The 24,421-nt window shown below is 71.4% G+C and carries 23 protein-coding genes; 9 read left to right on the top strand and 14 right to left on the bottom strand.

Features of this window, described 5'->3' with window-relative positions; all coding sequences use genetic code 11:
- Positions 1–35 precede the first annotated feature (35 nt).
- Both ACFYYH_RS14670 and ACFYYH_RS14675 read right to left on the bottom strand, forming a co-directional pair.
- Positions 36–695 (bottom strand): ScbR family autoregulator-binding transcription factor, encoded by a 660-nt coding sequence (locus ACFYYH_RS14670; protein WP_388550364.1) that lies wholly within the window; start codon positions 693–695, stop codon positions 36–38.
- A 277-nt stretch (positions 696–972) separates the two neighbouring features.
- Positions 973–1,641, bottom strand: a complete 669-nt coding sequence (locus tag ACFYYH_RS14675; protein ID WP_388550367.1) for a ScbR family autoregulator-binding transcription factor — start codon at positions 1,639–1,641, stop codon at positions 973–975.
- A gap of 169 nt (positions 1,642–1,810) precedes the next feature.
- On the opposite strand from ACFYYH_RS14675, the gene ACFYYH_RS14680 reads away from it, so the two are divergent.
- A complete protein-coding gene (locus ACFYYH_RS14680) occupies positions 1,811–2,797 on the top strand; it encodes a ScbA/BarX family gamma-butyrolactone biosynthesis protein (RefSeq protein ID WP_388550369.1) in 987 nt (328 codons plus the stop codon).
- A 107-nt stretch (positions 2,798–2,904) separates the two neighbouring features.
- On the opposite strand, the gene ACFYYH_RS14685 is transcribed toward ACFYYH_RS14680, so the two are convergent.
- The 6 genes from ACFYYH_RS14685 to ACFYYH_RS14710 all read right to left on the bottom strand — a co-directional run bounded on the left by ACFYYH_RS14685 (position 2,905) and on the right by ACFYYH_RS14710 (position 8,357).
- Complete coding sequence (locus ACFYYH_RS14685; protein ID WP_388550372.1) at positions 2,905–3,675, bottom strand: SDR family NAD(P)-dependent oxidoreductase; 771 nt, start codon at positions 3,673–3,675, stop codon at positions 2,905–2,907.
- 68 nt (positions 3,676–3,743) lie between these two features.
- Positions 3,744–4,820, bottom strand: coding sequence for a PrsW family intramembrane metalloprotease (locus ACFYYH_RS14690; protein WP_388550373.1), 1,077 nt, complete (start codon positions 4,818–4,820; stop codon positions 3,744–3,746).
- On the bottom strand, positions 4,817–5,419 hold the full coding sequence (locus tag ACFYYH_RS14695) for a hypothetical protein (RefSeq protein WP_388550376.1): 603 nt from the start codon (positions 5,417–5,419) through the stop codon (positions 4,817–4,819). Before ACFYYH_RS14695 ends, ACFYYH_RS14690 begins: the two co-directional genes overlap by 4 nt.
- A gap of 12 nt (positions 5,420–5,431) precedes the next feature.
- Positions 5,432–5,962, bottom strand: coding sequence for a cupin domain-containing protein (locus ACFYYH_RS14700; protein WP_388550378.1), 531 nt, complete (start codon positions 5,960–5,962; stop codon positions 5,432–5,434).
- Positions 5,963–6,087: 125 nt separating this feature from the next.
- Positions 6,088–7,230 (bottom strand): type III polyketide synthase, encoded by a 1,143-nt coding sequence (locus tag ACFYYH_RS14705; RefSeq protein ID WP_388550381.1) that lies wholly within the window; start codon positions 7,228–7,230, stop codon positions 6,088–6,090.
- Between the two features lie 290 nt (positions 7,231–7,520).
- The gene (locus ACFYYH_RS14710; protein ID WP_388550384.1) at positions 7,521–8,357 is read right to left on the bottom strand and encodes a MerR family transcriptional regulator; all 837 of its coding nucleotides are present in this window, start codon (positions 8,355–8,357) and stop codon (positions 7,521–7,523) included.
- 179 nt (positions 8,358–8,536) lie between these two features.
- On the opposite strand from ACFYYH_RS14710, the gene ACFYYH_RS14715 reads away from it, so the two are divergent.
- The 4 genes from ACFYYH_RS14715 (at position 8,537) to ACFYYH_RS14730 (ending at position 10,928) form a co-directional block, all read left to right on the top strand.
- Complete coding sequence (locus tag ACFYYH_RS14715) at positions 8,537–9,178, top strand: ScbR family autoregulator-binding transcription factor (protein WP_388550386.1); 642 nt, start codon at positions 8,537–8,539, stop codon at positions 9,176–9,178.
- Positions 9,179–9,181: 3 nt separating this feature from the next.
- Positions 9,182–9,319, top strand: coding sequence for a hypothetical protein (locus ACFYYH_RS14720; protein ID WP_388550388.1), 138 nt, complete (start codon positions 9,182–9,184; stop codon positions 9,317–9,319).
- 178 nt (positions 9,320–9,497) lie between these two features.
- Complete coding sequence (locus ACFYYH_RS14725) at positions 9,498–10,130, top strand: GNAT family N-acetyltransferase (protein ID WP_388550391.1); 633 nt, start codon at positions 9,498–9,500, stop codon at positions 10,128–10,130.
- Between the two features lie 201 nt (positions 10,131–10,331).
- Positions 10,332–10,928 (top strand): DUF1349 domain-containing protein, encoded by a 597-nt coding sequence (locus ACFYYH_RS14730; RefSeq protein ID WP_388550393.1) that lies wholly within the window; start codon positions 10,332–10,334, stop codon positions 10,926–10,928.
- A gap of 39 nt (positions 10,929–10,967) precedes the next feature.
- On the opposite strand, the gene ACFYYH_RS14735 is transcribed toward ACFYYH_RS14730, so the two are convergent.
- Entirely contained in the window at positions 10,968–14,549 is a 3,582-nt protein-coding gene (locus ACFYYH_RS14735; protein ID WP_388550396.1) for a phosphodiester glycosidase family protein, read from the bottom strand.
- 314 nt (positions 14,550–14,863) lie between these two features.
- Positions 14,864–16,558 (bottom strand): SpoIIE family protein phosphatase, encoded by a 1,695-nt coding sequence (locus ACFYYH_RS14740; protein WP_388550398.1) that lies wholly within the window; start codon positions 16,556–16,558, stop codon positions 14,864–14,866.
- Between the two features lie 217 nt (positions 16,559–16,775).
- Between ACFYYH_RS14740 and ACFYYH_RS14745 the strand changes: the two genes are divergently transcribed.
- Positions 16,776–18,563 (top strand): ABC transporter ATP-binding protein, encoded by a 1,788-nt coding sequence (locus ACFYYH_RS14745; protein WP_388550400.1) that lies wholly within the window; start codon positions 16,776–16,778, stop codon positions 18,561–18,563.
- Positions 18,564–18,680: 117 nt separating this feature from the next.
- Here the strand turns inward: ACFYYH_RS14745 and ACFYYH_RS14750 are convergent, their stop codons facing one another.
- Complete coding sequence (locus ACFYYH_RS14750; protein ID WP_388550402.1) at positions 18,681–19,175, bottom strand: Lrp/AsnC family transcriptional regulator; 495 nt, start codon at positions 19,173–19,175, stop codon at positions 18,681–18,683.
- 97 nt (positions 19,176–19,272) lie between these two features.
- On the opposite strand from ACFYYH_RS14750, the gene ACFYYH_RS14755 reads away from it, so the two are divergent.
- Positions 19,273–19,737: a DUF2000 domain-containing protein gene (locus ACFYYH_RS14755; protein WP_388550404.1), complete on the top strand. Its 465-nt coding sequence runs from the start codon at positions 19,273–19,275 to the stop codon at positions 19,735–19,737.
- A 125-nt stretch (positions 19,738–19,862) separates the two neighbouring features.
- Positions 19,863–20,156 carry a chaplin gene (locus ACFYYH_RS14760; RefSeq protein ID WP_388550407.1) on the top strand — a complete coding sequence of 98 codons (294 nt, stop codon included), beginning with the start codon at positions 19,863–19,865 and terminating at the stop codon, positions 20,154–20,156.
- Between the two features lie 155 nt (positions 20,157–20,311).
- On the opposite strand, the gene ACFYYH_RS14765 is transcribed toward ACFYYH_RS14760, so the two are convergent.
- Both ACFYYH_RS14765 and ACFYYH_RS14770 read right to left on the bottom strand, forming a co-directional pair.
- The gene (locus ACFYYH_RS14765; protein ID WP_388550409.1) at positions 20,312–21,175 is read right to left on the bottom strand and encodes a tyrosinase family protein; all 864 of its coding nucleotides are present in this window, start codon (positions 21,173–21,175) and stop codon (positions 20,312–20,314) included.
- Positions 21,176–21,196: 21 nt separating this feature from the next.
- Positions 21,197–21,793, bottom strand: a complete 597-nt coding sequence (locus tag ACFYYH_RS14770) for a tyrosinase family oxidase copper chaperone (protein ID WP_388550410.1) — start codon at positions 21,791–21,793, stop codon at positions 21,197–21,199.
- 335 nt (positions 21,794–22,128) lie between these two features.
- On the opposite strand from ACFYYH_RS14770, the gene ACFYYH_RS14775 reads away from it, so the two are divergent.
- Positions 22,129–23,220, top strand: a complete 1,092-nt coding sequence (locus tag ACFYYH_RS14775) for a YihY/virulence factor BrkB family protein (protein ID WP_388550412.1) — start codon at positions 22,129–22,131, stop codon at positions 23,218–23,220.
- A gap of 21 nt (positions 23,221–23,241) precedes the next feature.
- Here ACFYYH_RS14775 and ACFYYH_RS14780 read toward each other — a convergent pair whose 3' ends face one another.
- Positions 23,242–24,309 carry a glycoside hydrolase family 19 protein gene (locus ACFYYH_RS14780; RefSeq protein WP_388550415.1) on the bottom strand — a complete coding sequence of 356 codons (1,068 nt, stop codon included), beginning with the start codon at positions 24,307–24,309 and terminating at the stop codon, positions 23,242–23,244.
- Positions 24,310–24,421: the final 112 nt, after the last annotated feature.

Below are 24,421 nucleotides of genomic sequence, written 5' to 3' on the forward strand. Positions count from 1 at the left end.
CGGGATACGGGCGTGACACGGGCAGCGTACTCCCGTTAAACGGGCTCCTCGACACCCGCCTGCCCGGCATGGACCGACTGGCAAGATCCGCAGGTCACCAGGGTATCAAGGGCCTGACGGGCCGCCATCGCGGGGAGCATCAGCTCCCAGAACCGGGTGAGCGTGCGGCGCGAGATCCACTTCCTGTCGTCCCGGGCGCCCAGCACCTCGAAACCGACCGTCGCAGCCATCAGCGCGCTCGCCACATCGGCGGGGGCCACTCCGTCGGCCAGTCCGCCGTCGACGGCGGCCCGTTCGACCTCGTCCTCGACCCAGCGCCGCCACTCGCGCCGCAGATTGATCCCGTCCGGCCGCGAGATGTCACCGCTCAGCTCGAATCCCGCCCGGACGACGACATCGTCGTCGAGGCCGCGCATCAGCAGGTGCGTGGCGTCCACCAGAAGCTGGAGGCCCACCGCTCCCTCCCGCCGGCAGCGCTCGGTGATCAGCCGCACCTCCTGGGCCGCCTCCTCCTCGACGGCCCTGGCCAGGGCCTCCTTGCTGGCGAAGTGGAAGTGCAGCGCGCCGTTGCTCACCCCGGCCCGGCGGCTGATCATGGTGAGCGACGCAGGAACGTATCCCTCGTTCGAGAACACCTCCGCGGCGGCCCGGATCAACGATCGTCGCGTACGGGCGGCGCGCTCCTGCTTGACCATCAACGGCTCCATATGTCGGGAAGACGGAAGCGATGCGCGGTGGTGCGCTGCGAGATTAACAAACCGTCGGCGCGGTTTGTACAAGCTTTACGCCACTCTCGCTGACCGGAATCGTCCTGTGCCGACCGGACTCAAGGGCCGCTGGAGCCGGCGTGGAGGACGGGTGGAGAGCCGTTGGAGACCAGCTCGATCCGATGAACATCACACGAGCGCCCGGCATACGACGGGCCAATCGGTCCGCGGAGATCCTGGCGACCCGTTCCGTCACGGTCCGTCATCACTCGGCGTCCGGTCCGGCCCCCTCCGCCGCGGCGAGCCTGCGGGCGGCCTCGACCCGCGCCCCCCGGTCGTGCGCCACATCGAGTCCGAGCAGCAGGCGCGGCATCACCATGCTGGGCAGCAGGTGCTCCCACATCACGGCCACCCGGCGCTCCACGTCCTGACGGCCGGCCACCACCCGGGAGTAGACATGGATCCCCGTCCACGCCCCGACGACCAGTTCGGCCGTCTCCCGCGGGGTGACGTACGGAAGCAGCTCGCCGCGCTCCTTCGCCTCGACCAGCAGTTCCTCACTGAGACACGCCCACACCGGGAAGGGGCTGACATCGGAGAAGTCGACCGATCCCTGCTCCACGGCCAGCCGGGTGCCGGCCCTGAGGACCATGTCGTGCAGGGACCGGTGCGCGACCACCATGGTGATGTCGATCAGTTCCTGGACCTTGGAGTCCGACGGCCCGGTCACCAGGTTCCTGGTCTGGTCGCTCAGCACACCCCGCGCCAGGTCCTCCTTGGACGGGAAGTGGAAGTAGAGGGCGCCCTTGGTCACCTCGGAGCGTGCGAGAATCTCCGAGATCGTGGCCGCGTCGTAGCCGTACTGGTCGAAGACCGAGGCCGCGGCCTCCAGAATGGCAGCGCGCGTTTTGATCGCACGCTGTTGCTGCGCCATGCGGGTGGCTCCCGTCGTGCAGTTCCAGGGGTCCTCGTGACGCCCTGAGGTGGCTCCCCCGCTGTTCTCGGTCAAGCCTACCGAGTAAACCGGGTGGTCTGTATATTCCCCCGCTCCGGGAGCACTCGACCGCTCCCGTCCCAGCGTCCGCGCTCCCCGGGGAGACCCCATGCCCGAAACGACGGTCCGGATGGACAGCACCGCGCGCACCGGGAGAACGACGGCACCGGCCGGAACGGGCGGAACCGGTCCGTCGGCGCCCCGGCTGACCACCACCGTGCCCAGAGAGTATGTGCACCGCGCCGCGCTGGCGGAGGTCCTGCTCACCGGCTGGCGCCGGATCGACGAGACCCGTTTCTCGGTGACCGCCCAGTGGCCGCGGCTGCACGGCTTCTTCAGCGCGGTCGACGGCCTCCACGATCCGCTGCTGGCCGCAGAAACAGTCCGGCAGGTCGGTTCTCTGCTGGCGCACACCGAGTTCGGCACCCCGCTGGGACACCAGTTCCTCCTCCGGGATCTGTCCCTCACCGTCGAGCCGTCGCATCTCACGATCGACGGCGCCCCCGCCTCGCTGGAACTCGATGTCTTCTGTCCGCAGATCCGCAGGCGCGGCGGTGAACTCGCGGGTCTGCGCTACGAGACGGTCGTGCGCCGCGACGGGCGGACCGTCGCCACCGGGGGCGCCTCGTTCCTCTCCGTCTCCCCCGCCGTCTACCGCCGGCTGCGCGGGGAGCGCGCCTCCCGCTCCGACGTACGGCGGCCGCCCCTGACGGCGCCCGTACCGCCGCGCACCGTCGGCCGCTCCTCCCCCGACGACGTGGTGCTCTCCCCGGCCGGCGAGGAGCGGACCTGGCTGCTGCGCGTCGACACCGGGCATCCCGTTCTCTTCGACCACCCGGTCGATCACATCCCGGGCATGGTCCTGCTCGAAGCCGCCCGGCAGGCGGCCAACTCGGCGCTGCGCGGCGGCGTTCGGGTACTGACCGGCTTCACCGCCGAGTTCCCGCGCTTCGCCGAGCTGGATGTGCCGTGCCGGATCGGGGTACGCCGGCTGCCGGAGGAGTTCCACGGGATGTCGTCGGTCCTGGTGACCGGGCACCAGGCGGGCGAACCGGTCTTCACCTGCGTGGTGAGCGCTCCCCGGGCCGACTCCTGACCACCCGGCGGCCGTCCGCCCGGTGCGGGCTCAGGACCGGACGGCCGGACCGCGGGCACGGTCCGGCCCGCGGTCACGTACAGCCGGGGTGACCGGACGAAGGGCGGTCACAGTACGGTGAAGCCGCCGTCCACCGGGAGGATCACGCCGGTGACGAAGGAGGCCCGGTCACTGCTGAGCCAGGCCGCCGCCTCCGCCACCTCCTCCGGTTCCGGTGTACGCGGCTGCGGGGTCGACCGGTGGAGCAGCTTCTCCGCCTCGGGGTGTCTGCTGAACCACTCCTGGACCACCTCGCTGCCCGCTATGCCGGGCGCGATGGCGTTGACCCGTACGCCCCGGGCCCCGTACTCCGCCGCGGCTGCCCTGGTCAGTCCGATCACCGCGTGCTTCGCCGTGATGAAGGCCGCGGAGACCGGCGTGGCCACCAGCCCGGCGACACTGCTGTTGTTGACGACGGCACCGCCCCCGCCGCGGAGCATGGCGGGGATCTGGTGCCTCAGCCCGTTCCACACCCCGCGGACATTGGTGTCCATGATCTCGTCGTACTCGGCGTCCCCCGTGAGATGCAGCGGTGTCTGATGGGCCCCCACCCCGGCGTTGTTGAACGCCACATCCAGCCCCCCGAAGGACTCCACCGCCGTCCTTACCGCACGGGCCATATCACTCGAACTGGCCACATCGCCGACCACGTACTCGGCCTTGCCACCCGCCCGGCGCACCTCCTCGGTGACAGCGGCGAGCCGCTCCTCCCGACGTGCCATCAGCACCACCGAGGCCCCCTCGCGCGCGAACACATGGGCGGCGCGCGCGCCCACGCCACTGCTCGCTCCGGTGATGAGGGCGGACTTGCCGGTCAGCATCTGTGAGTTGGTCGACATGGCCGGAGTGTGCCAGGGGGCGGCCGGGCCCGGAGCGCTCTTGGGGTTTTTCCCGGCTGAACAACCGATTAATACGCCTGTCCACGGCCGATGTCCGAACCGGGCCCGGTCGATGTGGTGTTGGCGGCGTGCTCCTCGACCACGGTGAGATAGGCGGAGGCCCGTGCCTCGGCGGCGGGGCGCAGCGCGGGCGGCACTTTCCCGAGGGCCCGGCGCCGGGAGCGCCGGGTGAGCAGATCGGCGGAGAGGGGGGTGCGGGGCGAGCTCAGGAAGGCGCGCGCCCGCCGCCGTGACCGGTGCCGCAGTGTGAGACAGAAACCCGCCGCGATCACGAAGTTGACCGCCGTCTTGACGACGACGCCCCCGACCGAGCCGAGCAGGGGCGCGTCGAAGAACCAGTGCATGGCCATGGCGGTCAGCAGACAGAGCACGGCCGGGACGACCCGCCGGTGCGCCGGCCTGGCGTCGTGCGCGAGCAGAAAGCCGATCCCGGCTCCGGCCACCCCGGTCATCGCCCAGTGCGAGCCAAGACCCGTCAGCACGACCCGGGTGAGGAAGGACTGGACGACATCGGCGGTGCCGTTGACCCCGCCGCTGCTCAGGATGGAGTTCATGGCGTACGTCCAGTTCTCCACCACCTGGAAGCCGAGACCCGTGAACGCGCCGAGGAAGAACCCGTCGAGCGGACCGCGGACCAACTGCCGGGCGCCCAGGCCGATCAGCGCGACCCCGGAGACTTTGAGGAGTTCCTCGTTGAGGGGTGCGGTGAGGGCCGCCGCCCACCGGGCACCGAAGTCGATGCCGGCGGTCTTGAACCAGATGTTCTGGAGCCCGCCATTGGCCACGACGGCGCAGCCGGTCGCCGCGGTGGCGCCCCAGACCACACCGCTCCAGGCCCACAGGCGCGGCGCCGGCCGGAACGGTCGCACCCGCTGGAGTACCGCCACCCCGACCCCCGCCGTGACCCCGAGCAGCACCAGGGCGAGCAGCGCGGAGCCGGGGAAGACCCGGACGACCGCGGCGAAGTCGAGGACGATCAGCACGGCGCCGAGGAGACAGAGAACGCCGCAGAGCCAGCCCACCGGCTGCCGTCGCAGCGATCCGCGCACCGCCGCGTACGCCGCCGAGGGCACCGCCGTGGTCATGAGGCCTCCCGCGGAAAGGCGACGCTGCGGGCCACGGCCGCGGCGTCGGCCACCGTGCCCGCCGCGGTGCCCGGTTCTGTGAGTACGGTGATCTCCACGGCGTAGTCCTCGTCCGGGGGCACCCACACGGTGGCGGTGCCCGTGCGCCCCGGCCGGGTCAGCGGCCCGGTCAGACCGCTCGCGCCCGCCGCGCTGGTGACGGGCCGCGGACCGCCCAGCCGGCTGGCCGCGTCGGCGACGGACAGGACCTTGCGCAGGCCCGTCCAGAGCTGTCCGGCGTCGCCGCTGCCGGAGAGGTCGACATAGCCGGCGACCAGATCGACGCCGTCCCGGGACAGCGCGTACGAGGAGCCGGGGTCGCTCCGCGACCTGCTCAGCTCCCAGCCCGCGCCCGTCACCCGCAGCAGGGCGGCGTCGTCGCCCTGCCCCAGCTCCAGCACCGCGCCGGCGGGCACGGGTTCGTGGTCCGCGACGGCCCGGTCGATCAGCGGCCAGCCCGCCGTGAGGGCCGCCATGACGAACAGCACGCCGAGGACGGCCCAGCGCCGGGGGCGGGCCAGTCGGCGGGGCGGGCGCCGGGTGACCGCTGCGGTGTCCATGCGCCGGGGGGCCTAGACGTCGTGGCGCAGCGGGGTGAGCTGCTCGATGTCGTAGCGCACCCGCAGTTCGGCGATGGCCGCCGCGTCGGGCGTACCGCCGTCCTTGAGGATGTCGAGCAGTTCCTCGAAGTACCGTTCGTGGTCGGACGGCGGGGACGACTGGAAGAACACCTTGGCGTCCTGGCCGGTCCGGTTGGCGAACGCGTGGGGGCAGCCGGGCGGTACGACGACGACCGTGCCGGGTGTGGCCCGTACGGATCTCAGTCCCGACGCGGACTCCCAGTGGCGCCAGTCCTCGCTCAGCACGCGCGGCTCGAAGGCCAGCACGTCCAGTTCGCCGTCGAGGACGTAGAACAGTTCCTCGCTGCGCGTGTGCCGGTGGGCGCCGACGTCGAAGCCGGGCGGTACGACGACCTCGAAGGTGGAGGAGACCCGTGAGTGCTCCCCGGTGACCTTGAAGGTCACCTGCTGGGCCGCGGTGTGGATGACGGTGCCCCCGCCCGGGGGGACGATCAGCCCCTCGGCCTTCGTCAGCTCGGTCATGCGGTGCTCCAGGGCGGTGGGGTGCGGTGGGGAGCCGGTCACGGGACGGCCGGCGCCGGCTCGGGACCGGGACGGGGACCGGGCACCGGGGCCGTCCGCCGTACCGATGAGGGCGGCCGTCATCGTCAGCTCACCGGTTCCGACGCGGGGGAAGGATGGGGACCGCGGCCACGGGCGCCGACGACCTGGCGTTCCGCCACGGGGGACACGGGCGCGGCTCCGGTGGTGGTCCAGCGGCCCAGGGCCATCTCGGCGGTGATACCGGGCCCGAAACCGGCGATGATGCCCCGCTCCCCGGAGGCCCGTCCGCCCTCGTCGAAGAGTCTTCGTACCGCGTCGAGGACGACGGCACTGGCGATGTTCCCGTACTCGGTGAGCGTCCCCCGGCTGAACCGGAACGCCTCGGGGGCCACGTCCAGGAAGTGGCTGAGGTCGTCCAGGATGCGGGGGCCGCCCGCGTGGATGATGTAGAAGTCGAGGCCGGTGGCGTCCCAGCCGTGCTGGTCTGCGATCGCACGGAGCGCGGGGGCCAGCGGCTCCATGGTGGTGGGCACACGCTTGTCCAGCAGGAAGTGGAAGCCGGTGGCCCGGACGCTGTAGGCGATCCAGTCGGTGGTGTCGGGCACCAGGTGCGAGCCGTTGCGCTCCAGCGCGATACCCGTGCCGCCCTCGCCCCGGACGACGGCCGCGGCGACCGCGTCCCCGAACAGCCCGTTGGAGAGCAGCGAGCCGACGCCCAGGTCGGTGGGCTGGTAGCAGAGCGAGCAGAACTCACAGGCGACGATCAGCACATTGGCGCCCGGGTAGGCCCGGCAGAAGTCGTGCGCCCGGTTGATGGCCGCGCCGCCCGCCGCGCAGCCGAGCTGGGCGATGGGGAGCTGGCGGGTGTGGTGGGGGAAGTCCATGGTGTTGATCAGCCAGGCCGTGAGCGACGGCATCATGAACCCGGTGCACGAGACATAGACGATGAGGTCGATGTCCCCGGGGCGGAGCCGCGCGTGGTCGAGGGCGGTATTGATCACTGCGGGCACACGTGCCTTCGCCTCGGTCTCGTACAGCATGTTCCGGTGCTCGAAGCCGGGGTGCCGGAGGGTCTCCTCGATGGGCTGGACGATATGGCGCTTGGCCACCCCGGTGTTCTCGATCAGTCGCAGCGCCAGGGGCAGTTGCGGGTGGTCCGAATGCAGTGAACGCGCGAGAGCGAGTGTGTCTTCCATGGTGATCACGTACTCGGGAACCGAGACAGCGGGTTTACACAGGGTCGCCACGAGTGCTCTCCTTCATTCGTGTTCGCAGTGAACTGCGGCCCACACTCACGGGTGGTCCAGCGCGACGCAACCCGGGAGGAGCAGGGGAGAGGGCGTGCGGGGACGGCCGCCCAGGACGGATCGGCGCGGGATACGAAGAACCGTCCGGGTTGCGCGTCCCGGCTACGGAACGTAGGGAACGCGCGGGCCCGTTAGGCCGTTCGGGTGGCCCACGGACGCATGGACCACCGGCCGGCCGACGCGGGGAGGATGAACGGAGCCGGGGTGAACGCCCGCGGGACGAGGGGTGTTCAGCCGCCCGTCGTACGGAACACCGGCCAGCCGATCTCGGTCCGCCAACGGGAGGTGTCGGCGGTGTCGAAGCGGTCGACGAGGTAGTACTCGCGGACGGGTGCCGCTACGCCCAGGGCGTGTTCGGCGACATACGTACCCAGCGCCCCGTAGGTACGGTCGATGTCGTCGTGTTGTCCATGGTGCGTCATGACCGCCAGTTCGGCCGCCGGGACGCGGAACGGCGCCACCCTCCCCGGGGCCACCGCGCCGTCCCCCGGTGGTTCCTCCGCCACCGGTACGAAGGCGACGAGGGTCCCTGAGCCCTCCTCGAAGAGTTCATCGGCGATGAGGATGCCCGACGGCCCCGCCCGTACGGCCCCTTGGGCGCGCAGCGCGGCGTGCAGTTCCTCGAAGGCGGCCCCCCACCAGGTGCCGAGGTCCGCTTCCGCCACGGTCCCGGTGATGGCCAGGGCGGGAGTCTCACCGGCCGTACGGTGTGTCAGCGCGGCCGGCGCGGCGGGCTCCTCCAGCAGTGAGCGCAGCGACGCCACCGCCGTCCTGGTCCGGTCGAGCTGCTCCTGCATCCGGTCGAGATGGGCGAGGATCAGCTTGTTGCGGGCGTCCGGGCCGGGCGCCGCCAGAACCGCCCTGACCTGTTCGACGGGCATGTCCAGTCCCCGGAATCTCCGGATGACCTGGGCGGTCGGCACCTGGCTGGTGACGTAGTAGCGGTAACCGGTGGACGGGTCGACCTCGGCCGGCTCCAGCAGACCCACCTGGTGGTAGTGGCGCAGCGTCTTCACGCTCATATGGGTCATGCGCGAGAAGTCACCGATCGTGAGTCTTGTGCTCATGGCCTCAAGTCTTCCCCCTCACGCGGGGGAAGGGTGAAGACGACCGGTCCGTGCGGGCGAAGCGGACCGTTGTGAGGGCGTACAGGATATATTCCACATCCAGTTGAGCACTATAGTACGGGGCGGGCGGTTTGTTTTCGGGGCCGATGTCCGCTTGCCGGTCCGTAGAGAGGCAGTTCATGGCGACACAGGAGCGCGCCATCAGGACGCGCACGGCGATCCTGGAGGCGGCCGGCGCGGTCTTCGACGAGTACGGTTACGCGTCGACCACGCTCACGATGGTTCTTCAGCGGGCCCGCGTCACCAAGGGCGCCCTCTACTTCCACTTCCAGTCCAAGGAAGCACTCGCCCAGGCCGTTCTGGACGAACAGGTGCAGCTCGGCGCCGTTCCGCCGCAGGCCTGCAAGTTACAGGAAGTCATCGACATCACCTTCGCCGTCGCCCACCGGCTGCTGGAGAACGCCCTGCTGAGGGGGAGCGTCCGGCTCACCGTGGACCAGGGCGCGCCGCCAGGTGTCGATCACAGCGGCCCTTTCCGCCAATGGCCGGAGCACTTGATCGTACTGATGGAACAGGCTCGCGATCAGGGCGAGTTGCTGCCCAATGTGCAGCCCAGGGACACGGTGGAGCTGCTGGTGGGCGCGTTCGCCGGGATCCAGCTCATGTCGCGTGCGCTCACCCAGCGCGAGGATCTCGGCCGCCGGATCTCCCTGTTGTGGGGGCACATACTGCCGAGCATCGCGGTCCCCGGGCTGATGCCCGGTATCGACACCGCGCCCGACCGAGGGGCGCGTGTGACGGCGGCGGACTTCGCGGGCTGAGCGATGATCCTGCTCACCGGGGTCACGGGCACGGTGGGACGGCTGGTGGCGGAACGGCTCCGCGCCCCTCTCGCCGCCCCCGTCGCCTCCGGATCCGGCTCGGTCCCCGCCACGGCGTCGGAGCCCCGCCCGCTGAGGTAGGTGGACCTCACACCCTGGGTGGCCGGCCATCTCCGGGCCTTCCGTCCCGTCTGACCGGTCGGACGCGGTCCGTGCCCCGGGGTCCGTATCCGGGGGTCCGTGTCCGGGGGTCCGTGTCCAGGACTGCTCTGCCGATACGGCTTGTGGGAGCGCTCCCGGAACCGGCAGCATGTCGGACATGTCATCGCTGCCCGCCACCGTCCGTGCCTTCCGTCCCGAGGACTCCCCCGCGCTGTACGACATCTGCGTACGCACCGGCCACGTAGGAGGGGACGCGCGGCATCTGTACCCGGACCCGGATCTGCTGCCGAGCATCTTCGCCGCGCCGTACGCGGTCCTGGAGCCGGAGCTGACCTTTGTGCTCGACGACGGCCGGGGCCGGGCCGTCGGTTATGTTCTCGGCACCGCCGACACCCCCGCCTTCGTGAAGGCGTTCCGGGATGTCTGGCTCCCCCGGCTGACCGGCCGCTATCCGGAACCGGTCGGTCCGGCCCGTACGCCGACCGACGAGATGATCGGTCTGCTGCACCGGCCCGAGCGGATGATCCTGCCCGAGCTGACCGACCACCCCGCGCATCTGCATATCGATCTCCTCCCCGGCCACCAGGGACAGGGATACGGCCGCGCGCTGATGCACACCTTCCTGCGCGCCCTGCACCACAGGGGTGTGGGCGCGGTCCATCTCTCGATGGTCACCGCCAATACGGGCGCCCGCGCGTTCTACGACCGTCTCGGCTTCCACGAGATCGCCGTGCCGGACCCCGGCCCGCTGACCTATCTCGGCCGCCCTACCGCGGTCGAACCGTTCTGAGTCGAACCGTTCTGAACGGACACCCGGCCGAGCAGCGGACGCCCGCCGGTTCCGGATCGCCTGGAGGGCGGACGGGGCACGAGGTCGTACGGGGGCGGGGTGACGTCACGGATCCACCGGGTGGGATCCGGACGACGCCGCACGTACCGGCGTGCGAATCTGTCCTCTGTCCGCCGACGACCGCCGACACGAGGAGAGAACATGGGCGAGCACGCCACCGGTACGGAGTCGTGCCTTGGCTTCACCGACTGGACCTGGCTCAACCCGCCCGCCCACTGGGCCCCGTACGACGACGCCCTGGATGTCACCACGGCCCCGGACACGGACTTCTGGGTGACCACCCACTACGGCTTCGTCCGGGACACGGGGCACGCCCTGCTGCGGCCGGTGCCCGGGAACTTCGTACTGCGTGCCACCTTCACCGGCGACTACCGCGAACAGTACGACCAGGCCGGGCTGCTGCTCCGGCTCGACGAGAAGAACTGGATCAAGACGGGTATCGAGTACGTCGACGGGCGCCAGCAGCTCAGCGCCGTCGTCACCCGCGAGGTGTCCGACTGGAATGTCGTACCGCTCGCCCATCTCACCGAGGGGCCGGCGCCCGTGACCGTCGAACTGCGGCGCGAGGGCGACACCGTCACGATCCACTACGGCATCGACGGCTCCCCCGCGACGATGCTGCGGCTCGCGTACTTCCCGCCGGACGTGGCCACGCAGGCGGGCCCGATGTGTGCCTCTCCCGACGGCAAGGGGTTCACGGCCCGCTTCACGGCGCTGCGGCTCGACACCCTGTCCTGAGGAACCCGTGGGCCGGCCCGCGGGGGGACGCTCTCCGGATCACCGCGCGGGCACGGTGACGGTCCTGGGCGCGGGCCGGACCGGGCCCGCCGCTCCGGCCGCTCCCGGCGCTCCCGCCGGTGTCGCGGGTGTCCCGCCGACCCTGATCTCCGTCTGCCGGGTCACACCGCTGACCGTCACCGCGAGGGTCACCGTGCCCGGCCGCAGCGCGGTCAGTGTGCCCGTCACCGGGTCGAAGACCGCCGTAGGGCGGGGACGGACTCCGTCCCGGTCACCGATACGGAGATTCGGGGACCCGGTCCAGTCGGCGCTCAGCGGGAAGCCGACGGGGATCCGCCGGGCCCCCTGGGTGACGGTGGCCGTGACCCGCGCGCGGTGACGGGGGGCCAGCACGGCGGGCGCGTCCAGTTCCAGCGCGTCCGTGTGCGCGCGGGTCTGTACGGAGACCCAGTCGGGCCCGCCCTCCCACGGCTTCCGCCGCGCCGCCGACTGCTCTCCGTGCGAGACCCGGTCCACGCCGATGAGCGACCAGCCGGTGAAGCCGCCCTCGTCCACCGGGGCGGCGGGCGCCTTGCCCGCGTTCCCGTTGACCAGATACGGCACACCGTTCACCCGCGAGGCGTCGAACACCCCGGCATGGCCGCCGATGAGTCCCGCGCCCTTGCCGGTGGTCCGGCGGAACTCCGCGAGCCACTGCTCGATCAGGGCCGCCTCCTTGCGGTCGCCCAGCTCGCTCGCCTTCTGGACCGTCGGATCGCGCGGGGGAACGTGCTGGATCAGCATCACCGAGCGGACCCGGCTGTCCCCCGCCGCCGCGTTTAGCTGCTCCCGTACGGTCCTGATCTGGGCGAGGCCGCCGCCGCGCAGCGTCAGACTCGAGGTGTCGAGGGTGAGGAAGCGGGTGCCCCCGTGGTCGAAGACCCGCTGCGCGGGGCCGAACCGGTCGGTGAAGTTCTCCAGGGAGCCGCCCATCACCTCGTGGTTGCCCGGAACGTAGTACCAGGGCACCGCGTCCCCCAGCTCCTCCGTCAGCACGGCACGGGCGAAGTCGAGATCCGCGGGTGAGCCCTCGTCGACGAGATCGCCGTTGATCACCAGGAAGTCCGGCTCCGCCGCCCTGATCTCGCGCAGGGTACGACGGGCCTGGGCGACGATCGCGCTGTCCGGCGCGCGGGCGACGAACTGGGCGTCGGACAGGACCGCGAACCGCCAGTCCCGGCCCGACGTCCCGGCGGCGCTGTCGATCAACGGGTCCGCCGCACGCGGCTGTTCGGGCAGTTCGACGGTGGGAGGCACCTGTGCCGTCAGGTCGTCGATCACGATCCCGCCCGTGTACTGCCGGGCCGCGGCGGTCTCGGCGAGATAGAAGCGGTGGACGCTCAGCGGCGTCGCCGCCCCGGACGGCACGGTGAAGGTCACCTGCCGCCAGCCGGTCCAGGTGACATACGGTCCGCGCAGCAACTGGTCGGAGCCCGCCGCGTCCTTGAGATGCAGGGTGGGCCAGGCACCGTTGCCGTCGCCCTTGATCCAGAGCGTGAAGGACTGCGGCTGGCCCGGCACCTCGATCCGCCCCGGCGCAGTCGCGTAGGCGGCGCGGGTCGCGGTGGACCGGGTGAAGTCGTAGGAGAGCGCGAGCCCGGTGCCCGTGCGGCCGTCGGGGGTGGCCGAGACCGAGCCGTCCGCCCGTGCCTGGCTGAAGGTCCAGGACGCGGCGTCGTCGAGGGCGGAGACCGGCTGTTCGTCGAGTCCGACGCTGACGGCGAGTACGGTCGTGGCGCCGCCGGCGCTCGCCGTGATGACTCCGGCGCCGCCGCCCGCGAGGGACGTCACGGTGAAGGAGCCCCGGCCGTCGTCGGTGACGTCGAAGAGCGACCGGTCGTACTCCAGCCGCAGGTCACGGGGTTCGACGGGCGCGCTGCTGCCCTGGGCGTCGAGTCCGACGATGCCGAAGCCGCCGGTCGCGCCCGCGCTGGCGAGTCCGACCCGCCGGGTGGTGGGCTGGATACGGTCGAGCGCGCCCAGCACCGTCAGTTCCGTACCGCCCGCCGCGTGTCCGCGTTCGGCGCGTACCTCGGTGGTGCCGCTGCCGCGCGCGGTGAACACCCCCTGGGAGTCGACCCGTCCGACCGAGGGCCGTAGGGCCCGCCAGCGCGGTGTGCCGGCCGCGGGACCGTAGGTCTCGTCGTATCCGGCGGCGGTGAGCCGGCGGGTCAGTCCGGGAAAGACCCGCTCGGGGTGGCCGCCCCTGACCGGGTCGACGGTCGGTGCCACGCCCGCGGGGGTACGGGTCTCGACCCAGAAACCCGTCAGCCGGCCGCTGCCGTCCGGCGCGGTGAGGGCGAGACCGTTGGGCACGGTGCGCTCGCCGCCGTCGGAGGGGCTGTTCTCCACGCGCAGGGAGTCGCTGCCCGGCGCGCGGGCGACGAGGGTGGAGGAGCCGCCGCCGTCGAGATTGAGCGCGTTGTACGCCCCGGCCTCACGCATCATCAGGCCCAGTTCGGTGAGGGTGACTCCGCCGCTGTCGGCCTGCCGGCCGTCGACGGTGATCACCTGCATGGTGGTGCCGTCGCGGGAGAAGCCGACGGCGGTACGGGGAGCGGCGGTGTTGTTGCCCTCCCCCTCGTGGCCGCGCGCCACTCCGTCCACGACCAGCAGTTCACGGCCGCCGACGGCGGTGCGCGGCACGGGGCCGCTGTCGGCGCGCGGCCGGAACTCCGCTGTCACCGGGTCGCCGGGCCGCAGTGCGGCGAGCGCCTCGGCGCCCGCCTCCCGGCCGACCAGCACCGTGGTGCCCTCGGCGATCGGCCCGGTGCCGGGCCGGTCCGACACGGAGACGACCTTTCCGTCGCGTACGGCGGCCTCGGCGACCGGGGCGGCGAGGTCCACGGTGAGGCGGCGGTCGGCCTCTCCCCAGCCCGCCGTGTAGGCGCCGATGCCGCCGGCGGGCACATTGGCCGCGTTGTACGCCTCCAGCGCCCGCGGTCCCGAAGGAAGCGTCACGGTGCCGTCGAAGTACAGTTTCAGGATCCGTCCGGCGTTGCCGGGACCGACACCGACGGCCTGATGGGCTCCGGCCGCCGGGGAGTGGACGACGGAGCCGTCCGCGATCCCGGGGCCCTGGGGCGCTCCCGTCTCGTTGATGTCGAAGAAGTCGGCGTTGACGGCGGCGACGGTACGGCGGCCCGGCCCCGCGTCATGGCCCGCGGCGAGCTGGGAGACGGTACGGCGGTCGGAGACCTTGCCCGAGGAGAGATAGCCGGCCGAGGCTCCGGTGCCGTCGAGATCGACGGAGAGGGCGTCGACACGCAGCCACTTGTCGGATTCGAGCCGGTCGTACGAGGTCAGCCTGATGCCGGGGGCGATCGGGCGCGAGGTGCGCGCGGTCTCGATGCCGTCGCCGTCGGCGACGGCCGCGGGGGCTGCCACGGTTCCTGGCGGGGAGGCGGCCGCGCTCGCGGGCGGCGGGGCGACCGGCCGCAGGATCTCCGCGGCGACACGAGGACGGGGGTCGGCGTCGGGGACGGGGACGGAGTCGGCGAGGGACGGTACCGCCGCCCCCGCCGTCAGGGCGGTCACCGCCGCGAACAGCACGGCGGACCGCCCGGCAAAGCCTGGGCCCACAACTCCTCCTGGAAGACGGTGGATACGCGCTCGGCACACACTGCCGGCCGCCAGCATCGCGGTGCACGGACCATTGATCCAGGGGTTCGTGGGAACGTCGGGGAGAACACGCGGTGACACGGTGGAGCGGGCCGGGGCGGACGTGCACCGGGCCGCGTCACGCGGGGCCCCGAGGCGGCGTCAGGAGGAGATGGCGTCAGGAGAGCGGGGGCCCACGAGGAGGCGGCGCCAGGCGAAGGCGGCGCCAGGCGAAGGCGGCGCCAGGCGGCGTCAGGAGCCGCGTCCGGGAAGGGCGCCCGGTACGGGGGCGGTGCTCACCGCGAGGAGTGCCCCGTCCCCGGTCCGTCCCGGCGCAGCAGCAACAGCGCCATGTCGTCCTCGCCGCTCTCCTGTCCCAGTCCTTCGAAGAGCAGGTCCGCCAGTTCCGTCAGATCGGCGGGGCCGGTCCTCACCGTCTCCCGGAGCGTTTCGAGCCGCTCCCCCAGATCGACGCCCGGCTGCTCCACCAGACCGTCGGTGAAGAGCAGCAGCGTCTCGTCGGGCCCGAGCACGCCGGTGGTCACCGGGTAGCCGATCCCGTCGGGCCGGGTGAACTCCGCCGAGAGCCCGAGCGGCAGTCCGCCGGCGGCCGGGATCCAGTGGCAGCTTCCGTCGGCGCGCCGGAGCAGCGGATCGAGATGCCCGGCCCGTACGACGCTCAGCGCCCCGCTCGTCAGGTTCACCTCGGCGTAGGTACAGGTCGCGAAGCGGTCGGTGCCCAGCTCGTGCAGGAGCGCGGAGGCGCGGGCCATCGCGGTCGCGGGCGGATGTCCCTCGGACGTGTACGCCCACAGGGCCATCCGCAGTTGCCCCATCACCACCGCCGCGTCCGTGTCGTGGCCCTGGACATCGCCGATCGTCAGCCCCACCCGGCCGCCGGGCAGCGGAAGCACGTCGTACCAGTCACCGCCGACGTTCCGGCCCAGCCGGGCCGAGCGGTAGCGGACGGCGGTCCGCGCGCCGGGGATGTCGGGGATACGGCGCGGCAGCATCGCCTGCTGGAGGCCCTCGGCGAGGTCGTGCTCCTGTTCGTAGAGCATGGCGCGCTGGAGGCTCTGGGCGATGCCGCTGCTCAGGGCGACCAGCAGATTGCGCTCCTCGTCGCTGAAGGCGCCGTGCCGGGGGTAGAGCAGACCGAGGGCCCCGATCGGCCGGCCCTGGGCGATCAGCGGCAGATAGGCGCCGGAGCCGACCGAGAGCGGTTCGAGATGCGGCCACAGCAGCGGATAGGAGGAGCGGAACTCCTCCCGTGAGGTGATGAACCGGGGCCGCTGGGTCCGCACCACCTCGCTCATCGGGAACTGGTCGTCGATCCTGGTGTGGAGCAGCTCCGGTACGTAGGAGCCGAGCCGTCCCTCGGCGACCAGCCGGATCCGGCCCCCCTCGATCACGCCCAGCATCACGCTGACGGCCCTGAGATGCCCCAGCGTCTCGCCGTCCTTCAGGATGGCGATGACATCGTCCATGGACGAGGCGCGGGACAGCAGACCGGTGGTCCGGTCGACGACGCCGGTCAGCCGGCGCCGTCTCTCGTCCACATCGCTCCTCAGGGCGGCCTCGGCCAGCTCCTGTTCGGCGGACCGTACGATGCCGATGATCCTGCGGGGCCGCCCCGCCTCGTGCCGCACATGCGCCTGGGTGCGGGTCCAGTGCAGTGATCCGTCGCGGTGGCGGATCCGGAAGTACACCCCGTAGGAGCCGGTGCCCTCCTTGAGCGTCCGGGCGATCAGGGTCTTCAGCCGTGCCGCCTCGTCCTTCGGGACCAGGGCGAGAAGGGCTGCCGGATCGCCGTCGAACTCCTCGGGGCGCAGGTCGAAGATCTCGAGGGCGGGCCCGTCGAGATGCACCAGCCCGCTGTCGAGATTCCAGTCGAAGCCGCCCATGCGGTTCAGCGCGAGGCTGCGTCCTGGGTGGGCGGGCCAGTCGTCCGGCAGCGACACGGCAGCCGGAGGTCGACCCCGATCAGCCATGGAGCCACCATCTCACCGATCCGAGCGTCCCACGTCCCGGGACGTCCCGACGGGGTGAGAGGCCTTCCGCGCTGCCCCGCACGGTCCGGCGGTGCCCCGGGGGCGTGCCGGAAAGCGCCCTGGAAAGCGCTTCCGGCCGGGGGCCGGTCGGAGGAGACTGCGTGTCTGCACGCCGAGGGCTAATATGATCATCATTCGAAAGAGGACCCCGCTCTCCATGCAGAATCCCGAATCAACCCCGCGTTCCAGTCCGCTGGACCACCACTACTCGGGGGAGCACCCGCTCCGCACGCTCGCCTACCTCTTCCGCCCCGACCGCCGCAGGCTGCTGCTCGCCGTCGTGGTCTTCGCCGTCAAGCACATCCCCGTCTGGCTGCTGCCGCTCATCACGGCCAACATCATCGACGTGGTCGTGGACCACCGGCCCGTCGCCCACCTCTGGTACAACACGGGGGCCGTGGTCCTGGTCCTCCTTCTCAACTTCCCGCTGCACCTGATGTACGCACGGCTGCTGAGCGCCAGCATCCGCCGGATGGGACGTGAGCTGCGCTCGTCGCTCTGCCGCCGGATGCAGCATCTGTCCATCGGCTACCACTCCCGGGTCAGCGCGGGTGTCCTCCAGACCAAGGTCGTCCGGGACGTCGAGTCCGTGGAGACGATGGCCCAGCAGAGCGCCGACATGGGGCTCGGCGCCATCATGACGCTGCTGGGCGGACTGGCGGTGATCGGGTTCCGTGCCCCCGTGGTCCTGCCGGTGTTCCTGGTCGTCGTCCCGCTGGCGGCGCTGCTCGTGCGCAGCCTGCGCTCCCGGATACGCAGCAACAACGAGGAGTTCCGGCTGGAGGTCGAGCGGCTCTCCTCCCGGGTCGGCGAGATGACGACGCTCATCCCGATCACCCGGGCGCACGGGCTGGAACGCGCGGCGCTGCACCGGGTCGACAACACCCTGGAGCGGGTGCTCACCGCCGGATTCCGGCTCGACGTGCTCAACGGCCGCTTCGGGTCGCTCTCCTGGATCCTGCTCAACACCATGGCGGTCGGCTGTCTCTCGGGCTCGGCGGTCGTCGCGTACTACGGCTGGATGGGGCTCTCGGCGGGCGATGTGGTGATGATCAGCACCTTCTTCACCGCGCTGACCGCCTCGCTGACGACGCTGATGAATCTGACCCCGATCATCTCCAAGGGGCTGGAGTCGGTACGTTCGGTCGGCGAGGTCCTCCAGGCGCCCGACCTGGAGAGCAACGAGGGCAAGACGTCCGTCGAGCGGGTCGGGGGCCGGATCGACTTCCAGGGGACGGGGTTCCACTACCCCGACGCGACGGAGGCCTCCGTGCACGGGTTCGATCTGTCGGTGCTGCCCGGCGAGACCATCGCGCTGGTGGGGGCCTCGGGCGCGGGCAAGTCCACCATCCTCAATCTGCTGATCGGTTTCATCCGGCCCACGGAGGGCCGGATCCTGCTCGACGGCACGGACATGGCGACCCTGGATCTGCGTACCTACCGCCGCTTCCTCTCCGTCGTACCGCAGGAGTCGATCCTCTTCGAGGGGACCATCCGGGAGAACGTCACCTACGGTCTGGAGGGCGGCGCGGACGAGCACGCGCTGCGGGAGGCGCTGCGGGCCGCCCACGCGATGGAGTTCGTCGAACGGCTGCCCGACGGTCTCGACACGGTGGTGGGCCAGCGCGGTGCCCGGCTGTCGGGGGGTCAGAAGCAGCGGCTCGCGATCGCCAGGGCGCTGATCAGGGATCCGCGGGTGCTGGTGCTCGACGAGGCGACCTCCGCGCTCGACAACCGCTCGGAGGGGCTGATCCAGGACGCGCTGTCCCATCTCGTCCGGGGCAGAACCGTCTTCGTGGTCGCGCACCGGCTCTCCACCATCAGGAACGCGGACCGCATCATCGTGATGGACCGCGGCAGGATCGTCGAGGTGGGCAGCCACCATGAGCTGCTGGCGCGGGGCGGGGAGTACGCCACCACGCTCCAGCCCCGGCGCTCCGGCTGAGCCCGGGTCACCCGGCCATTCGCGCGGGTCCTTACGGGTCCGGCCGGATCCGCAAGGACCCGCGCGGCGGCGGCCGGGCCGTCCCCGGACGCCAGGAGGTCCGGCCGCCGCCGGCCGTCAGTCACGTCGGCGCGGGCGCGCCGGGCCGTCCCCGGCCGCCGGGTCGATACGGCGCGCCCGGACATGCTCGTACGCCATCATCGTCTGTACGTCCGCGACCTCACGTCGTTCGGTGAGGCGGTCGATGACGAACGCGTAGACGCCGTCGACATCCGGCACGGCGATATGGAGCAGGAAGTCATGGGCGCCGGAGGTGACGAACAGTCCGATCACCTCCGGCAGCCGTGCGGCCCACTCACGGAACCCCTCGATGACCGGCCGGGCCGGCGGCCGGATACGGACCGAGATCAGGGCCTGTACGGGCCGCCCCACCGCCCCGAGGTCGACCGCCGCGTGATAGCCGGTGATGACACCGTGCTCACGCAGCAGCCTCACCCGTTCCAGCGAGGTGGAGGGGGAGACCCCGGTCTTGGCGGCGAGATCGCGATTGGTCTGCCGTGCATCGTTCTGCAGTTCCCGCAGCAGAGCCTGGTCGACCGCATCAAATTTCATGGGACACCTCCGCGGCCGTACGACATACGGCGGGCAGCGACAGATCCGGCACGTCTGCCTAGCGTAGCGGCATATCCGCACACGAAGGAGCCCTCTCATGTCTCTCCCCCGGCTGACCGGCGAGGACGTCACCACCCACCGCTCCACCCGCCAGGCCCGGCTGAAGTGGGTGATCGTCGTGGACGAGAGCCTGCCTGCGGGCCGGGCGGCGAACGCCGCGGCCTGTATGGCCGCGGCCGTCGGCAAGGCACTGCCCGAGCTGCTCGGTCCCGACGGCAAGGACGCCTCGGGCGCCGTCCATCCGGGGCTGCCCTGGGCCGGATGCTCCGTGCTGGCCGCCGACGCGCCGACGCTGCGCGCACTCAGGGCCAAGGCCGCCACGAAGGACGAGCTGCTGATCGTGGACATGCCGGAACAGGCCCAGACCTCACGGGTGTACGACGAGTACCTCGACGCGGTGGCCGGGACCGGCCAGGACGACCTGGCCTACTGCGGGATCAGTCTCGTCGGGCCCCGCAACGGAATCGACCGGCTGGTCGGCAGGCTGGGGCTGCTCGGCTGAGCCGCCTCCCGGAAGATCCGGGCCGAATGGCTGGTTGTCCGTTACCGAGCGTGAGTCACGGCGTTGAAGTGCGTGAAGGCCGCACATCGTGCGGCTGCGCCCCACACGTCCAAGGAGAAAACTTGATGTCGCGTATCGCGAAGGCAACCGCTGTTCTCGTCGGCACGGGTGCCGTGCTGGCCGGTAGCGCCGGTATGGCCGCTGCCGACGCCGAGGCCGAGGCGGCGGCCGTCGGCTCGCCCGGTGTCCTGTCCGGCAACGTGCTCCAGTTCCCCGTGCACATCCCGGTCAACATCTGTGGCAACACCGTCAACACGGGCGGTCTGCTCAACCCGGCGTTCGGCAACCAGTGCGCCAACATCTCGGGCGTGCAGCAGCAGAAGACCCCGCACCACAGCCACGGCGGCTACGGCGGCTGATCGCCCGTATGAAGGCGACGGCCCCAGGGCCGTGCCGGACCGGTGAGTGACGGCCTCCCGCGTTCGCGCGCGGGGGGCCGTCACCACCGCGGGACAGGGACCGCGCCACGGGCCCCCGACGGTTGACCGGCCAGGGATCACCCGGGTGGCGGTCGTCAGACCTCGTAGCGGTACAGGTTCCGGTGGTCGAGCAGTTCGGACGGCTTGACGTGCCACGGCGGCATGGGTTCCTCCAGGCTCATGACCCGGCCGCTCTGCGGATCGCCCCGGCCCAGCCGCGTCCTCGGCAGATAGACCGCATCCGGATGCATCCGCTGCCAGCGGTCCCAGAGCAGATCCACGAAGGAGTGATGGAGCCAGAAGACGGGATCGCTCGGGGAGGCGGCACCCAGCATCTGCCCGCCCACCCAGCGGTGGACGCGATTGTGGTTGCGCCAGCGCTCGACGCCGCCGGACATCCAGCCCTCCAGCCTGTTGCGGAAGCCGGAGGTCACGGTCGAGTCCCAGGGAGCCGCGTCGTACACCGGCTCGTTCATCGCCCAGGCCAGTTCGTCCCTGGTGGGCAGCGCGATCGGTGCGGACGGCCGGCCCAGATCGCGCATGAGATACGGACGGTCCGTCACCCCGCCCCTGATCGTCCAGTGCCCTGTGTCATGGGCGAACGGACCGGTCATGACCTTCAGATCGCCGGCGCGGCCGGTGCCGCCGAGGAAGTCCTCGGACCAGAGCGCCGCGGCGGGGGTGTTGTCGGCCGTCCAGTCCCAGTACGGGACGGTCACCGCCGGGTCGACGCGCTGGAGAGCCCGCTCGAACTCCAGCAGGAAGCGGCGGTGCCAGGGGAAGAAGGACGGCGTCATGTGCGCGGCCCGTGGTCCGTCCTCCCCGTCGGCGACATAGTGCGCGATATGGGTCCGGACGAACTCGTCGTACTCCCCGGAACGTTTCAGCGCCAGGACGGCGCTCACAAATCTTCTTCTCTCCGCGCTGGTCAGATTGCGCTGGTTCTTTCTCGTGTACACCGGTGAAGGCCCTCCAGGAGTTCAGATGTGACGGATCGGTCCTCGGATGTGATGGATCGGTCCGGAGAGCGACAGCTCGGCGCCGGCGAGATCGTCGACCGCGGCGCGCGCCGCTTCGAGCAGGGTCGGGAACGACTCGTAGTGGTTGACGACACTCAGATAGCTGCCGTCCGCGCGCCGCATCACCTCCAGGGGCCGTCCGTCGATACGGATCTCGGGAGCGGCCGCCGAGGAGGCGACCGGAACCGCCGGGGCGGACGAGGCGGTGTGGGTCCGCGTTCCGGACGGCGGGTGCGGGGACCCGGCGACACCGATCCGGATATGCCGGCCGCGGTACATCTCCTCGATCGTGCCGCCCGTCGCGGCCACCTCACCGCCGGACGCCTCCGCGCCCCCGCCCGTCCCCCCGGCCGCCCGGTGGCCCGCCCTGAGGACCGGCGCGAGCACCGCCGAGGTGCCGGTGACCACGCCGAGGGTGAACATCACGCGCAGCAGCGGGCGCCGTGCGCGGACGCGGCCGGACGGCGAGGGCTCCTCCGCGGGGACAGGCTCCGGCGCGGATTCCGGCGTCGCGGCCGTCGGTTCGGGATTCCGTACCCGGACGGGTCTCGGCTCCATAGGGGTTCCGCCTGGCACAAGGGACCTCCGCTCGTCGGTGTCGGGGCGATCGCTCCGGTGCGCGGGCGCGCGGTGAACCGGCGGTGCCCCGACCGGCACAACGAGACGGTGGGCAAACAGTTATCCGGCGGGCGGACGCCTCTGGTCCGCACGGCGGTACGGAGCACCCGCGCGGACGGGCGGCTGTGCGCGCCGGGACGGGGTAGCCGGATCAGTACCGGCCGTGGCGGCCGGCGCGGCGGTGGTGCGGTGCGAAGGCCGGTGAGGTGATGAGGCAGGGTAGGGCGGGACCGGAAGATCACCGGCAGCACGGCACCGAGGCCACGGGAGGCAGCTTGTCCGTCGAGGAATCCGGTCACCGGAAGCCGGTGGAGGACGGCGAGGGGGATCCCGTGGCGCGGGACGCCCCCGGCGCGCCCCCGTACGGGGGTCCGGCACCCGGCGGAACCGCACATCGCGGTCCCGCACCCGGCGGTCCGGCATCCGGCCGGGAACATCGTGGTCCGGGGGCAGGCGGGTCCGCCCGGATCACCGGTGCGCTGCGCCGTACGCCGCTGGCGCTGTGGCGCGACGACGCGACCGACCGGGCCGCCGCCCTCACGTACTACGCCGTTCTGGCGATCTTCCCGGCGCTGCTGGTCACCGTCTGTTCGATCGGCCTCGCCGGTCCAGGTGCGAGCGGACAGCTCGCCGGTCAGATCACCGTCCTCGTTCCCTCGCAGTCGCGGGTACTGGTCCACAGCGCCCTGGACGAGATGGCGCGGCAGCGTTCCGCGGCCTGGGTGCTGGCGTCGTTCGGCACCGTCGGCGCGCTGTGGTCGGCCTCCAGCTATCTCGGGGTGTTCCGCCGGGCCCTGCACACCATGTACGGGACCGTCGACCGCAGGCCGCCGTGGCGTACGGCGCCGCGTATCGCGATCGCCGCCTGCGCGCTGCTGGCGCTGCTGGTGACCAGTGCCTTCACTCTGGTGCTGACCGGTGAGGTCGCGGCGGCGCTGGGGCGTGTGCTGGGGATGGACTCGACGGTGAGCCTGGTGTGGAACGCGCTGAAGTGGCCGCTGCTGCTGACGCTCGCGGCGGTGCTGGTGCTGATCGTGTTCCGCACCGGTCCGCCCGGCAGGCGCGGGCTGCGCCACGCCCTGCCCGGCGGCGTGCTCGCGGTCGCGCTCTGGCTGCTGACGTCCGCCGGATTCGCGTTCTACACGGCGCAGGCGGGGACGTACAACCGGCTGTACGGATCGCTCGCCGGGATCATCGTCTTTCTCGTATGGCTCTGGGTCACCAATCTCTCCCTGCTGGCCGGTGCCCAGTTCAACGCCGAACTGGTCAGGGAGAGCGGGGAGAGGCCGTCCGCACCGCACGAAGGCCGGTCCGGCGACCCGGAGGCCGTCGGACCGGCCTTCGCTCCGGCCCCCGGGGGTCCGTAGTCCGCCGGGGGCCGGACCGGCTCAGCAGCTCAGATTGCCCCCGGGGGTGGTCCCGAGGATCTGGACGAAGCGCTGGTAGTTGTTGATCCGGCTCTGGACCTGCGCCGGGTTGCGCCCGTCGCACTCCAGCGAACCGTTGATGGAACGGATGGTCTGACCGAAGCCCGCCTGGTTCACCATCGCGTTGTGCGGAGTCATGGTCCCCGGCCCGTTCTGCGTGTTCCAGTACCACAGCCCGGTCTTCCAGGCCACCGCCGACTCACGCTCGACCCGCCACGGGTCCGCCAGCAGATTGATACCGAGCGCGTCCCCCGCCGCCTTGTAGTTGAAGTTCCAGCTCAACTGGATCGGCCCACGCCCGTAGTACGCCGCCTGACCCGCCGGGCAGCCGTACGACTGACTGGGGTCGCAGTAGTGCGGGTAGTTCGCGGTGTTCTGCTCCACCACATGGACCAGACCACCGGTCTCATGACTGACATTGGCCAGGAACGCCGCCGCCTCCTGCCGCTTCACCGTGTCACTCCCCGTGTTCGCGAAACCGGGGTACGCGCTCAGCGCGGCAGTCAGCCCGCTGTAGGTGTAGAAGGGATTCCGGCCCGGGAACATCTGGTTGAACTGGCTCTCACTGACGACGAAGCCACCGGCCGGCGGCGGGTCGGTCGGCGGGGTGCTGCCGCAGGTGTACGGCTCCCAGTACCAGGTGCTGATCACCGGGTCGTAGCCCGGGTTGTCGTGCTCGGCCACATAGAACTTGCCGTCGGTGTACTTCACGATGTCGCCGGCGACATACGCGCGGCCGGCCACCCAGGCCGGGTGATCGCAGGCGCCGGAGCCGCCGCCGGGGGTGGAGCCGTCACAGGTTCCCTGGTCGGCCCAGACATCGGCGGATCCGGGGGTCTCCCCCTGGGTCCACCACTTGGCCGACCAGTTGTGACCGTTGTACGAAGCCGTGTTGCCACCGGTGTACACGGCGGACGCGTTCCATCCCGCCGCGCAGGTCGCGGCGGAGGCGGAAGAGGCGGGCAGGAAGACCGTGAGGGCGAGGGCCGAAACCATCGCCGCGAACAGGGCAAGGACGCGCTGTCTCAAACGACTCACTCCTTCGCGCGGGCAGCCGGGTGTACGGCCGCTCGCCATGGGGGGTGAGGGAACCAAACCGGAATCGCGTGAACCTGTCAAGGTCTAGACCAAGGGGCGGAGC

Origin of the sequence: Streptomyces sp. NPDC002018 (genome assembly GCF_042890865.1) — a bacterium.
Classification (GTDB): Bacteria; Actinomycetota; Actinomycetes; order Streptomycetales; family Streptomycetaceae; genus Streptomyces.